12 protein-coding genes and 1 pseudogene are annotated in these 12,898 nt (G+C 57.2%); 4 read left to right on the forward strand and 9 right to left on the reverse strand.

All coding sequences use genetic code 11. From position 1 onward, the window contains the following. Positions 1 to 259: 259 nt before the first annotated feature. Both BDW41_RS17965 and BDW41_RS17970 read right to left on the reverse strand, forming a co-directional pair. Positions 260 to 1,159 (reverse strand): DUF4435 domain-containing protein, encoded by a 900-nt coding sequence (locus BDW41_RS17965; protein WP_158537012.1) that lies wholly within the window; start codon positions 1,157 to 1,159, stop codon positions 260 to 262. Next, positions 1,152 to 2,690 (reverse strand): AAA family ATPase, encoded by a 1,539-nt coding sequence (locus BDW41_RS17970; protein ID WP_074550671.1) that lies wholly within the window; start codon positions 2,688 to 2,690, stop codon positions 1,152 to 1,154. The genes BDW41_RS17965 and BDW41_RS17970 overlap by 8 nt, the downstream gene beginning before the upstream one ends. 146 nt (positions 2,691 to 2,836) lie before the next feature. Between BDW41_RS17970 and BDW41_RS17975 the strand changes: the two genes are divergently transcribed. Beyond that, complete coding sequence (locus BDW41_RS17975) at positions 2,837 to 3,400, forward strand: recombinase family protein (RefSeq protein WP_074550670.1); 564 nt, start codon at positions 2,837 to 2,839, stop codon at positions 3,398 to 3,400. A gap of 4 nt (positions 3,401 to 3,404) precedes the next feature. Here the strand turns inward: BDW41_RS17975 and BDW41_RS17980 are convergent, their stop codons facing one another. The 4 genes from BDW41_RS17980 to BDW41_RS17995 form a co-directional block, all read right to left on the reverse strand. Further along, a complete protein-coding gene (locus BDW41_RS17980) occupies positions 3,405 to 3,767 on the reverse strand; it encodes a metalloregulator ArsR/SmtB family transcription factor (RefSeq protein WP_074550668.1) in 363 nt (120 codons plus the stop codon). 72 nt (positions 3,768 to 3,839) lie between these two features. Next, positions 3,840 to 4,352, reverse strand: a complete 513-nt coding sequence (locus BDW41_RS17985) for an arsenate reductase ArsC (RefSeq protein ID WP_074550667.1) — start codon at positions 4,350 to 4,352, stop codon at positions 3,840 to 3,842. Positions 4,353 to 4,364: 12 nt separating this feature from the next. After that, positions 4,365 to 5,447 (reverse strand): ACR3 family arsenite efflux transporter, encoded by a 1,083-nt coding sequence (gene arsB / locus BDW41_RS17990; protein ID WP_074550665.1) that lies wholly within the window; start codon positions 5,445 to 5,447, stop codon positions 4,365 to 4,367. After that, positions 5,444 to 5,962, reverse strand: a complete 519-nt coding sequence (locus BDW41_RS17995) for an arsenate reductase ArsC (RefSeq protein ID WP_074550664.1) — start codon at positions 5,960 to 5,962, stop codon at positions 5,444 to 5,446. Before BDW41_RS17995 ends, arsB begins: the two co-directional genes overlap by 4 nt. Positions 5,963 to 6,055: 93 nt before the next feature. Between BDW41_RS17995 and arsH the strand changes: the two are divergent. Both arsH and arsC read left to right on the forward strand, forming a co-directional pair. Beyond that, positions 6,056 to 6,859 (forward strand): annotated as a pseudogene (gene arsH / locus BDW41_RS18000) (arsenical resistance protein ArsH). A 2-nt stretch (positions 6,860 to 6,861) separates the two neighbouring features. Next, complete coding sequence (gene arsC / locus BDW41_RS18005; RefSeq protein ID WP_199535369.1) at positions 6,862 to 7,266, forward strand: arsenate reductase (glutaredoxin); 405 nt, start codon at positions 6,862 to 6,864, stop codon at positions 7,264 to 7,266. A 59-nt stretch (positions 7,267 to 7,325) separates the two neighbouring features. Here arsC and BDW41_RS18010 read toward each other — a convergent pair whose 3' ends face one another. Then, positions 7,326 to 8,675 carry a tyrosine-type recombinase/integrase gene (locus tag BDW41_RS18010; RefSeq protein WP_083337733.1) on the reverse strand — a complete coding sequence of 450 codons (1,350 nt, stop codon included), beginning with the start codon at positions 8,673 to 8,675 and terminating at the stop codon, positions 7,326 to 7,328. Between the two features lie 867 nt (positions 8,676 to 9,542). On the opposite strand from BDW41_RS18010, the gene BDW41_RS18015 reads away from it, so the two are divergent. Next, on the forward strand, positions 9,543 to 10,007 hold the full coding sequence (locus BDW41_RS18015; RefSeq protein ID WP_233496926.1) for a hypothetical protein: 465 nt from the start codon (positions 9,543 to 9,545) through the stop codon (positions 10,005 to 10,007). 27 nt (positions 10,008 to 10,034) lie between these two features. Here BDW41_RS18015 and BDW41_RS18020 read toward each other — a convergent pair whose 3' ends face one another. Beyond that, entirely contained in the window at positions 10,035 to 11,636 is a 1,602-nt protein-coding gene (locus BDW41_RS18020) for an MASE1 domain-containing protein (protein ID WP_074550658.1), read from the reverse strand. A gap of 440 nt (positions 11,637 to 12,076) precedes the next feature. Beyond that, positions 12,077 to 12,787 (reverse strand): DUF1045 domain-containing protein, encoded by a 711-nt coding sequence (locus BDW41_RS18025; protein ID WP_083337732.1) that lies wholly within the window; start codon positions 12,785 to 12,787, stop codon positions 12,077 to 12,079. Positions 12,788 to 12,898 lie beyond the last annotated feature (111 nt).

Here is a 12,898-nt window from a genome sequence, read left to right on the forward strand (position 1 = left end):
TCTGTTCGTCGGTAAAACGCTTCTTCATGTCCGTCCTCGTCGTTATGACGGACTCTACTTAGATCAGATTGGCACGGAAACCTGGGGGCAGGTCACGTACAGCACACCTTTCAGAGCGCCGCAAAATGATGGCTGCGTGGGCGGACTATCTCGATAAACTCAAACTGGGGGTTTCTCTGGGTAGCGGCAAGGACTGCCTATAAAAAAAGGGCCCGGAGGCCCTTCTCTATTTATCCACCCCCCTCGCCGTCGATGCCATCTAGACCAGGCGCTGGACGAACTCCCGCATTCCCTCAGGGATGGGGGAATGCAATGCAAACGTGCCAATCGACAGCACATTGCTGTCTACGTTCGGCCGGACTGGCTGCCTAAAAAGCTGCCCACTATTGGCCGAGCTGTCTTCAGCAAGCAAACGCAACCACTTCTTGAAGAACTCCATGAGAAATTTGCCTCGGTAGCGAAGTTGAGGCTGAAACGCCGCGAACTCTTCCGCGAGGCCGGCGATCTCTTCGGGCAGGGGCTCTCGTACTAGTGGAAGGATCTCTTTGCAGGTCTTTCCCGTCGCTGCGGTGCACGCTGAAAGCTGGACCCGGATGTGCGGTGACATTTCGGGAACGCCGGAAACCAAACGGATTCCCAGGCGCCTCGCATAAAACAGCCGCTCATTGACGTCTTTGCAAAGATTGTTGAAGTCCTGCAGCGAGCTTACAAAACCTGCAACGATCAACCTTCGCTGTTCGCGGTCACCATGACAATGAAAGTTATCGCACAAAATGTTGTCAACGACGCCTTGCTCGACCAAGTAGTTCTCAATGGCGTAACGATCGGTGCAAAACAGGCTCTCGCTAGGCTCCTCACCTTGCAAGTCATCGAAGTCCCGATCAACTACGAAATACACCTTCTCGAACATGCCAGTTAGATCCCGAACAAGCATCTGTCGGACTTCCAGCACGTTTCTCTTGCCTTCCGCCACTACCGGCTCATAGGACACAGTACCGCCGCACCTCTGGATCCACGCGCGATACGCAATTTTATCGTCCTTACCCTCAAATACGATGACCAACTGATCTGGTCGTTCGGCCCTAAGTTTAGATATCTCCAACTTTATGCGTGATGGCGAATTCCGACGCCGGCGAAGCTCCGTTGCAAGATCACTCATGGTCGACGTATACATCCTGTTCATCGTAGTCGGCAAACTGGCTTGCCTTCGCAATCAGAGGCCCAGCAAAGGGATCAAGCTCGTTTTCGAACACAAACGGCGAATGCGTGATGGCCACCATTTGAATGCACTTCGGGGCCGCCATAATGTCAGGCAGAATTTTTTGCTGCCACTCAAGTGACAAGGACAACTCGGGTTCGTCGATGAGGACAATCATCTCGCGCTCGTACAGATATAGGCGAGCGAACAGAGAGAGAATTTGCTTCTCACCGGAGGACAAGGCATCAAGCGGGACCTGATGGCCGTTGGCGCTACGAATCACATGAACCGCTAGATTTTGACGATCTAAGATCAAGCTCTTTGCATCGAATCCCGCGTCCTGCTGAGCGTCGTAATGGGAGAACAACCCACCATCCTCATCTGGGAGTCGCCCAGATAAATACGCATTACAGTGCTCTACAAAGTTCTCCACCATCACCTCGACGTCCCGAGTAGTTTCGATTACGGACGCCAACTTCGATAGGAAATAATCCAGGAACACTCGACCCGTTTCGGTGTTCGCTCCTTCGCCATAGACCTTATCCAAGTCTGGGACAACGATGTCCACGGGAGACCCAATTTGCCTTAGAAAACGCGGGGTTTGAAGTCGGTCGAAAAACAACTTCAGCGAAGCCTTATCCGGGAGGGCACCAGGGCTGTACTGCGCTCGTTCAAAGCTGCCATCAAGTAGCTCTTTGATGATGTTCGCGCTGATCGCCCGGTAGCCGTTATTGGAGGTTGATTGGATCTGAAGGTTTAGCGCTGCAAGGCGCTCCGAAATGTCAGAAAGGCCAAAATAGATATCCGGACTGTGCAAGCCGCCCTGATAGAACTCAAGTCGTTTGACAGGATTTCTTCGCTTGACGCCAATTGATTCCGTACTTTTTCGTTCCGCAAGGGGCAACTCAATGCGGCGATAGGTCGGCAGGTACACAATTTCAGCATCGCCCAGGCGCTCCTGCAGAAGACCCCTTAGGCCCATCAGCGACGGGGCTACAGAATCGAGTTCTTTAAAAACTCGGGTCAGCGAATTCTTCGCAACGTTCATATCCCAACGAAATGCCTGAAAAAGCTGCTCGTACAGCTCAGACGCTTGGACTGAGCGTATAGCATCACTGGGATCGTATTCGCTGAGGACGAAATCAAGCAGCTCTGGAACAGGTACCTTCGTGGACTCGATGAGCTGGGTAAATGCGGGCCCTGCAATCAGCTGCTTTATCGGGTCCAGCTCTTCTTTTCGCAGAACGATGGACGCATCCGCTATCTCGCATTCGATGCGCTGGAATTCCAGGTCGACCAAACGGTGAAACTGACGCTTGAGAAATACGTTGAGCGCAGCCAGCAACGTCGTTTTTCCCATGCCGTTTCTTGCGATCAGGATGGACGCGCAGTGTGGCGAATTCAGGTGAAGGTCTCGGTATCCATACAACCCATAGATCGAGAACTTCTTGATCAGGCCCTGGCGAGCTGCCTTATTGAAGGTGTCTGACATACCACTCCCTGTTGAAAACAGTCCACGTCTGCTGAGCGTACTGTAACGGCGGTATTCCCAAAAACTATACCTTCCGATAGCCTCCCAGCGGGCTATCAAAACTCCTATCAGAATGATACTCTCATATCCTCTTAGGAGATTTGGTAATGAGCGAAGTTGTGGGTTACGCACGTGTCAGCAGCTCTGGGCAGAGCTTGGATATCCAGCAGGACAAGCTGATAGCGTTCGGTTGCACAAGGGTCTTTGCCGAGAAGCGGTCCGGAACGCAGGCTGATAGTCGGCCAGAGCTTCAGGCTTGCCTCCAGTTCCTTCGGGACGGGGACACCTTAGTGATCACCAAGCTAGACCGTATGGCGCGATCTGTGCTCGATCTGGCGAAGATCGCCGAAACACTAAAGAAAAAGGGTGTGGCCCTGAAGGTGTTGGATCAGGCCATCGATACCAGCACCTCAGAAGGCCGACTCATGTTCAGTCTGCTGGGGGCTTTCGCCGCTTTTGAGAATGACATTCGCGCCGAGCGTCAGGCCGACGGGATTCGAAATGCTAGACAGAAAGGCGTGGCTTTCGGACGAAAGCGGGCCTTGACACCGGAGCAGTGCAATCGGATCAGGACGCTGCGGGAAGAGGAGAAATTTTCCGTCGCCCAGTTGGCAGAACGATTCAATGTAGGGCCTGCAACGATCTATCGGGCGCTTCAGCAGGCTGGCTGAGTCGTCATCCCGCCGTACGCTTCTGGGTGCGTGCTGGACGAACGGTGGCCGTGGTTACGGTAGAAGGTGCGCAAGACTTGCCCGTCGCAGCGCAGCAATTCTCCGTGAGATATCCGACCAACTCAGTCATGACCGCAAGAAGCGGTGAGTAGTAAATGAATCGCCCGTCCTGTCTGCTTGTGATTAAGCCAGCGTGGACGAGCTCCTTTAAATGGAATGACAACGTGGCGTTGGCCAGCCCCAACTGTTCGGCAATGGCGCTTGCAGCCAAGCCATCAGGTGCGTGCTCGACAAGCAAACGATACACGGCCAACCGCGATTCTTGCGCAAGCGCGGAGAGAACAGTGATGGCTTGTTTGGTCTGCATGAAAAAATAGGTACGCCGCTCGGGTCGTGCTCAGTGTAAAGGAATGCCAAAAAACAGATAGGTCTGGGCAATCTATCCGGGATTTGACGGTGCTGCGACCTGCCCAGTCGCTGCCAGCTGACTGGTCAGCGCCAGACGATCCAGCGCTTCCATTCGGAGATTCATCAGCAAGCTGATGCATTGCTGCAGCAGGTTGCGAGCAAGTAGAAAAGCCTTATAGATCACATCCGGCTCTCCCGTGGCCTTGGCAGGATCGGGAATGCTCCAGTGTGCAGTGATAGGGTCTCCCGGCCACGCTGGACAGACTTCGCCGGCAACTTGATCGCAAACGGTGATAACGAAATCCATCACCGGAGCTCCGGGGCGAGTAAATTCTTCCCAGCCCTTGCTGCGTAGCGTCTCCGTTGGCAGATCGACCGCGCGAAGAACCTCTAACGTTTGCGGATAGATGAAGCCCTTAGGCTGGCTTCCAGCACTGTATCCGTGGAACCGGCCTTGTCCAAAATGGTTCGTGACCGCCTCAGCGAGCAGGCTGCGCGCCGAATTGCCATTACAAACAAACAGAACGTTGTAGTGACCTTGCATGGCAGTCTCCGATCAGGCCGTATGGGCTTCGTACCAGCGCTTGCTCACGGTGACGATACGAACCACTGACAGCATCACCGGCACTTCAATCAGAACACCTACCACGGTGGCTAATGCGGCTCCCGAGTGCACGCCAAACAGGCCGACAGCCGTAGCCACGGCGAGTTCGAAGAAGTTGCTCGCGCCAATCAGAGCCGAGGGGGCGGCAACGCAATGAGGCACGCCGAGCTTCCGGTTCAGGAGATAAGCCAAGCCGGAGTTGAAATACACTTGGATCAGAATCGGCACTGCAAGCATCGCGATGATAAGCGGCTGAGCAAGGATCTGCTGACCCTGAAAGCCGAACAGCAACACCAAGGTCAACAGTAATGCGCCGAGCGATATCGGGCCGAGCCGAGCTAGCAAGCGCTGGAGTGCAGAATGACCGCCATGGGCCAAAACGAAGCGACGGACGACGGCGCTGATCAATACCGGTACGACGATATAGAGCAAGACCGAGAGGATCAGCGTGTTCCATGGAACCGTAATTGCTGAGATCCCAAGTAGCAGCCCCACGATCGGTGCGAAAGCCACCACCATGATGGCGTCATTTACGGCAACCTGACTCAGCGTGAAATTGGGTTCTCCACCGCACAGGTTGCTCCAGACGAAGACCATTGCCGTGCAGGGTGCGGCAGCAAGAAGGATAAGGCCGGCCACATAGGAATCGAGCTGATCGTACGGCAACCATGCCGCAAACACATGGCGAATGAAGATCCAGCCGAGAAAAGCCATGGAGAACGGCTTGACCGCCCAGTTGATGAAAAGCGTGACGCCGATACCTTTCCATTGACGGCGGACACCTGCCATAGCTCCGAAGTCGATCTTCAGCAGCATAGGGATGATCATCAGCCAGATCAGCACCGCCACCGGTAGGTTGACCTTGGCTACTTCCATTCGCCCCAGTGTTTCGAACGTGCTTGGCATTGCATGCCCTAGCAAGGTGCCGGCCACTATGCATAGCGCAACCCACAACGTCAGGTAGCGCTCAAAGAACCCGATACGAGTTACCTTTGGAGCCGATGCGCTGTCGGTGGCAATTATTGCGTTGTTCATGCCACATCCTCGTTATCATCTTCGCCAGTCAGTGCACCGATACCATCAAGTGCCCATTTGAGCTCTTCTGGGCTCATCGTCTCGACCGGAAGATTCAGTAGCGACATCAGGCGATAGGTAATCAGCATGTGCGCCTTGCGGAAGGCGTCATGGATGGCCGTGGGGCTACCCTTCACCGCAGCCGGATCTGGCAGGCCCCAGTGCGAGCGCACGAAGTCGCCAAAGAGCACCGGACAAGGTTCATTGGCTGCGCTGTCGCAGACCGTGATCACGATGTCCAGCGGCGGGGCCTCCTCCCCCACGAAACGATCCCACGACTTGCTACTAAGCCCATCGATGGCGATACCCGCTGTCGCCAGCTCTTCCAGAGCATAGGGATTTACTTGTCCAGTCGGTTTGCTGCCGGCACTGTAGGCCTCGAACCGCCCCTTACCCAAGTGATTGAGCGTGGCTTCCGACAAGATGCTGCGTGCGGAATTGCCCGTACAGATAAAGAGAACGCGACAAGGATGCATGACGTCGATAGTTTCGGGTGGCTGCCAAGTTGTAATTCTATATTTCCATAATGATAGAATCGTTACATCAACGCAACTGCTTGGAAACCCACCATGACGCTGCAAGACTTACCCCACGTCGCTGCCGATGTTCTCGACAAACCCAGTCTGGAGAAATTGGCACTGCCATAGGGTTCCGGGCATCCACCGCGGATATTGATCCTGTACGGCTCGCTGCGACCGCAGTCGTTTAGTCGGAAGCTGGCTCTGGAGGCGGAGCGGATTCTTCGCCAGTTTGGAGCAGAAACCCGCGTGTTCGATCCTCATGATTTGCCCATGTTGGACAGCGTGCCGGCGAGTCATCCCAAGGTGCAGGAACTGCGGCAGCTGTCCTTGTGGTCCGAGGGGCAAGTATGGGTCAGTCCTGAGCGCCATGGCTCCGTGACGGGGGCCTTCAAGAACCAGATTGATTGGCTTCCGTTGGAAGAAGGAAGCGTTCGACCCACGCAAGGCCGCACCTTGGCTGTCATGCAGGTCTGTGGTGGCTCGCAGTCGTTCAATGTCGTCAATGCGCTGCGCGTGCTCGGCCGCTGGATGCGCATGGTCACCATTCCAAACCAGTCATCCGTCGCCAAGGCATGGCAAGAGTTCGATGAGAACGGCAGGATGAAACCATCACCCTTCTATGATCGCGTTGTCGACGTGATGGAAGAGCTGTTTAAGTTCACGCTGATGGTACGTGACCGGAGCGACTATTTAGTTGACCGCTATAGCGAACGCAAGGGTGCCGCCGAAGCACGCGCACTCGCTGCCGCAGCACAGGTCGTCGAAGTGGCCGCCGAGCCAACACCCGCTCTTCAATCGGCTGACCAGTTGCCCAGAAAAACGCGCAGTTGCTGCGCCAGTGGAGCGCGCTGAATATGGATGTCACGATCTACCACAATTCCGACTGTGGCACGTCGCGGAACACGCTGGCATTGATCCGTCATGCTGGTATTGAACCCACGATCATCGAATATCTGAAGACCCCGCCAACACGAGAACAGCTGATCAAGCTCATTGATGAGGCGATGCTCAAGCCACGTGAAGCCTTGCGCGAAAAGGGAACACCTTTTGTTGCACTGGGCCTCGGTGGAGCAGGTGTTACCGATGATGCGATTATCGATGCCATGCTCCGGTACCCCATCCTCATCAATCGGCCATTTGTGGTAGCGCCGCTTGGGACTCGGCTGTGCCGTCCTTCGGAAGTCGTGCTGGATATTCTTCCCGCAGTTACCGCACCTTTTGCTAAAGAAGATGGTGAGGGGGATCGCCAGTGCCGCTGAGCAACTCGAATCACTCAAGCTGAATGCTTTTGAAACAGGCCGCTCGAAAGGTGCGCCGGCTAGGCCAGAATTTCTGCCTGCTTCTCATTGAATTCATCAGACCTCCTTTCAGTCGGGGGATTCAGAAGTCCGTATAAGGACTCAAGCAGTTTTCTCTTCTCCTGAAGGTAGTCATGCTTGTTGTAGTGACGCGCCTGCACGCCGCCCAAACCATGCGATTGAAGCTGAGCTAACTCAAAGGGCTGGTGCCCAGCTGCGGACAGCCGTGTTTCCACTGTGCGCCGAAGATCACCAACCGCGAAGTCACCCTTTTCTAGCTCCCGTGCCTCTTTCATCAGCTCTACGACCGACTGAAGTCGGTGCTGGACTGAATAGTACGAAGCACCACTCTCGCCAGCCGTAACAGTGAAGAGATAAGGCCCGAGCCCCTTGTTCATCGCTTCCATGGCTTCGATCGCAGCGGGAACTAGTGGAACATCATGGTTCCGGGGGACCTTCCTTCTCCCCTTGGTGTCACGAAGCCGAATCGTCTTGGTGTCGGCATCGAAATCATCGAGCGTCAGGCGGGCCAGTTGCTCCACGCGCTGGCCTCCAGTCAGAAGATGGAATCGAAGCAACGCTCCCGATTCGTCATCCATTTTTTGGATCCGTCGCCAGTATGCCCGCAACTCGTTCAATGACAGCGCTCGTTCCCGGGCCCGCGTGGCACCATCAATCGATATCAAGTTGGCCGCCGGGTTGCTAGTGATTTTGAGCTCTCGTAGTGCCTGAAGTCCCCGAGCGTCCTGACGAGCCCGCATCGCCGCGTTATACGCTGCAATCAAATAGCTCCTCAGCTTTGCTGCTTCTCGTATCTTTCCCGCGTTCACGACTAAAGCCACGACACCCAATAAATCGTCTTGGCTGACGCCCATAGCCGGACATTTCCATAGTTCAGGCCACGGCTTGCGAACGTGATTCTCAAACGTACGCTCGACTGCTCGGGCACTCGGCTTGCGATCGCGCTCGAGTTGCTGGACATACCCGATAAGCAGGGCCCCCAACGAAGCGGAAGCGAGTGCCGCTGCCGACTCCGCATCACGCTTTCTCTGCTCTTCCAGTCGTTGCCGTTCTCTTTCCTCTTGCTCCTGCAAGACATGAAGGTCCCGCGTGACGTTCCGATACTTGGTTGACCATTGATCCGCCAAGATCCGGGCATCATCCAGTGAGAACCCTTTCCCGCTGGAATCCCACTCACCCAGCGAGAGGACCGACCGGGTCCCGTCACTACCGGTGTACCTGAAGTAAAAAATGACCGGTCCGCTTTTTAGTTTGCGGGCGACCAAGACCCCTCCCCCTCTCGGCCCACCGTCGCTTACCCACTTCCCTGCCTTCAATGCAGCCAACTTTCTGTAGGTCAACGATGCCATCCGAGCTCCAAACGAGAACTTGAGTCTCTGTAATGGTAGCCGCTCGGTTGCCGTTTGTGATCGGCTCACACTGCACTACTGGAGACCTTGGTGAGCAATATGACCATTTAAATTCAAGCACTTAAGTTATATTGCAAGACATCGATGCACGACACTGGACTTCTGCTAGAGGGATTGAAAATCCCCGTGTCGGCGGTTCGATTCCGTCCCCGGCCACCACGTTTTCAAGAGCCCGCTTCGCAAGAAGCGGGCTTTTTTGTTTGGCGCGAATGAAAGGCGCAAAGCCTCGTGCCTGGATCGTCCGTAGCCCACGCTCGCGCCATGTCTATCGTTTGCGACGCGATTGTCGTTGCAATGCGCCCTTCTTATTACTGCAGCGGTCGAGATAATCGCCCGAAGTAAGCGACCCATTCGTGCGGCCAGACAAGTTCACACGGAAAAGGATGCGCGCTGCCATTCATGCATGATCGGCGCACGATAAAAATCGATCCAAAAGACGGGTTATTAATAATGAGCGCACGGCCCTGCGGTCGATATGGATATTCGGACGAATGGCACATGCACGCCCGAAAGTGCATAGTGGCGCGCCTGCGCTGCCACCACACCCGGGCACTTTCTTAATTGACCCCGAAGCGAATCCGTCCCTCCATAACCCCGATTGCCGAGAACAAATCGATAACCCAAACATTTTTTTCATTAGCAGCTTTTGTCAAAGCCAGTGCCTGGCATAAATGGCGGCTTTTGGTTACTCAATAACGGCAAATATGGCGATTTTTCGGCCGCCAGTCACAAGGTTTGTGACGGAGTTGGTGTTACATTCGGGCCGTTGCTCAATACCTGAGCACATCACCAGCAAAGGGGTCCGTTATGTTGAAAGCCCTCTCTTCCCGCGCATGCCTTTTTGGCGTGCTGGCTCTCGCTTTGTCGGGGGCCGCCTTCGCCGACCAGCCGCCCGCTTCCGGCCTTGGCCAATCCTGGCCCAATGCATCGGACGTCAGCAGCAGTCCCAACTTCCACGCCTATGTCTTTACGCTTGGCGGCATCCAGTTCGTCCAGATCAATGATCTGAACGGCAACGTGCTGGGCGCCGTAGGCTCGGCCAATGGGCAATTCATCACGCTGCCGGTGGGTCGTTTCTCGCAGCTGGTCGCCACCCCGCAGCAGGCTCCGGCGGTGTCGACCACGGCGACACCGACCAGCGCACCGACCACGGTCTATCAGGATAGTGCGACCACGCTGACGGCCACGCCGTTGAGTGATGGCACGATGCAGCTCAATGCGATGTCAGCCTGCTCGGGCGACCCCGCGCAGTGCAGCACGCACAACCGGTAAGCAGGGGAAACACCGGTCAGCGGCGTGTCAAACGCCGCTGATCGTGATGGGATCGAGTAGGAGCAGGCTCACGCGACGGCCATTGGCAAGCGCATGCTCGCGGGCGTCACCTTCAAAGGTCATTGCACGGTCGCGGATACCGGACCAACCCATGCCGCTGGTGGACCGCATGACGCGCGGGAGAAGTTCATCCCAGCGTACATGGGAGGCCGCTTCGGCCTGACCGCGCAGAATGATGCTGACCAGCGCCCAGCGCCGACCGCCTTTTTCGCCACAACGAATGCGCACGACGATCTCGCTGACGTTTCGCTTGGCGCAGGCGTCGGCCACCACTTCAACCACCAGGCGATAAATCGCCAGGTGCAGCGTTTGCGACAACCGGCTCAACGGACCGCGAAGATCGCACCAATAACCCACGCCGGTTTCATCGAGCGCACGAGGGATGGCGCCTTCGCGTAGCGCCGCGGGCAGGCCGCGTTCACGCCAGGACACGGGATAAAGGCTATCCGCCAGACGGAACAACTGATCCTGCGCGACAAGGGCTTGGCGGTGGTAGCTGCGATCCTCGATCGTCGGCTGCAGGTGGCGGATCCGCGACATCATCATCGCGAAGCTGGCCTGCACCGTCTCGCGAATCTGCTCCAGCGCCAGCGATGTCGTGCGCAGCTGCATCTCGCCAATGTGGACGTTGCGCTGGGCAAGCGCCAACGCCATGCGTACATCCATGCGCTCCTGTTCAGCGTGCTGGTTCAGCGCGCCTATGCGTGCGCCCAACAGCAGCATGGACGAAATGGCGAAAGCGACGATGGCCTCTGCCTGCATGGTCTGCTGGTCGTACGTGGCCGGCATCAGCGCCATCACGGCCAGGCTGGCCGCCGTGCCACCGATCGCCGCCCCTTGCCAGCCGTGACGCATGGCCAGCCAGACAATGGGAAGGAACATGGCGACCTGCGCGATCTGACGGACGTGGGCAGATTCCAACCCAATCCAGACCAGCAGCAACAACGCCGGAATTACCAGGAAAATGCTGTCGAGCACCACCCGATTATCGAGCAGCCGCCCGCCCAACTCGCGCCAGTAAGCGCCCTTGAACAACTGGTGAGCGAACAGGACGGTGGGCGTCACCGCAAGGATGCCCAGGTAATTGCCCAGCACCCATTCAACGCCCAGCTTGTCGAAATGCGCGACATAGCCCGGCGGCAAGTGCATGACCATCATGGACGCGATGTTGTATCCGGTCATGAGGAATGACAGCACCAGCGCGCAGCCGAGCAAGGCACCCATGTTCAAGCTGTAGCGCGAGGTCATGATTGGCCAGCGCTCGCGCACCAGCCACACCACCGGAGCCATGATCACGATGGCGGGAATGACGTTGAATATGCCCCAGGGAATGCCCCAGCCCCACTGGTCGATGCACTGGATGGTAATGGGGACCAGTACCGCCATTTCGCCGGCCACCAGCAGAGGCCAGTCGCGATAGCGCGTGAGCAGGAGCACGGTGAGATGCACGCCGGTCAACAGCACGAAATGCGTGATCGCAACCTGACGGACCAGATAGATCAGCAGCCCGTATGAGACGGCCAAGCCAATGCGTCGGAACCACGGATTAGCCCACGGTGCATCCAGCATGGCGTCCCCCTGTTTGAATAATCCCCTCGCCTGCGCCGGGCAGCTGGCGCAAGCGGCCAATGACATCGGGCGGAGCGTGAAAGCCACGTGAATACGCCCCGGCTAGGTACTTCCACTATCGTAGCGCAGCGCCTCGTTGCAAATGTGCACTAGGTCAAACATTTCGGCATCGCGTCGTGGATATGGCGGTTCGCCTCTTCGACAAATGCTATGCATGAAACATTCCACTGTTAGCAGCTCTGCCTCAGATTCGCGCGAGACGCAGGAATCACGCGCCTGTCGCTGATGGCTCCGAACGCGCCATCTCATCGACGCATTCGGAGTCGCACGCACGTCCGTGTTCCGCCGCTGACCTTCCTCGCCTTTCCGTCAAGCGCATGTGAGCCGTGCCTGGCCGCGCTATCGGAAATGAGCGGCCGAAGATGCCTCATGCTCGACCATCAGGCCGCAGAGACTTTTTGCAGTGCAATTCGCTCCAGCGGCTCGAATGCCGCCCCGGGTGAGGATTCGACGCAGAGCGTCAGTGCGTCGATGCGGGCCGTCGGCAACATCGATGCCCGAAGCGAGAGCCAGCGTTGCAGCGCGCGTTCTTCCTCCACGGAAGCCGGCGCCGAGAGCGTCATATGGAAACGATAGCGTTCAAACACGTAGGGATATCCGTAACGACCAAGATAGTGGGTTTCGATGGCGTCGAGGCCTGAGGCGCGACGCTGGAAATCGGTCTCCGCCAGCGGCAGCCGCAGCGGCTCGACCGCTTCGACACAGGCGGCGGCGAGGGCATTCACCGCCTTGCAGTCACCCAGTGGACGGAGCGCGGGGAACCCCGCCAGGCGAGCGCAACGCAAGGCAAGGTTGATGGGTGCATGCGCTCGCGCCACCGCTTGCAGGGTCCGGCGCAGGTCGCTCAGATCCACATCGGGCGACAGCGTGAAGGGCGAGCGCAGCGTGGCGTGCCAACCGTAACGGCGCACGTCCGCCAGCATGGCGTTCCAGCGGGCGAGCGCAATGCCGGGAATGCCGTTGGTGGCCAGCTCCCTGCTCAACCAGTCGCGCCCCAGGGCCGCCAGCGCGCTTGCCGGCGCGGGGCAGAAATAGACCGCGTAACGCATCAGCCGCCGACCATCGATGTTCGCGGTGCGCACGAAGGCCATTGGCCGATCCAGCAGCGCGCTGACGACTTGAAGCGCGGAGACACACTGGCCTGCGCGCTGATCGCGCCGCACGTATCCTGTCCGCCAATCACGTTGTCGACCGGCACGTTG

Origin of the sequence: Dyella sp. AtDHG13 (assembly GCF_003201105.1) — a bacterium.
Taxonomy (GTDB): domain Bacteria; phylum Pseudomonadota; class Gammaproteobacteria; order Xanthomonadales; family Rhodanobacteraceae; genus Dyella; species Dyella jiangningensis_B.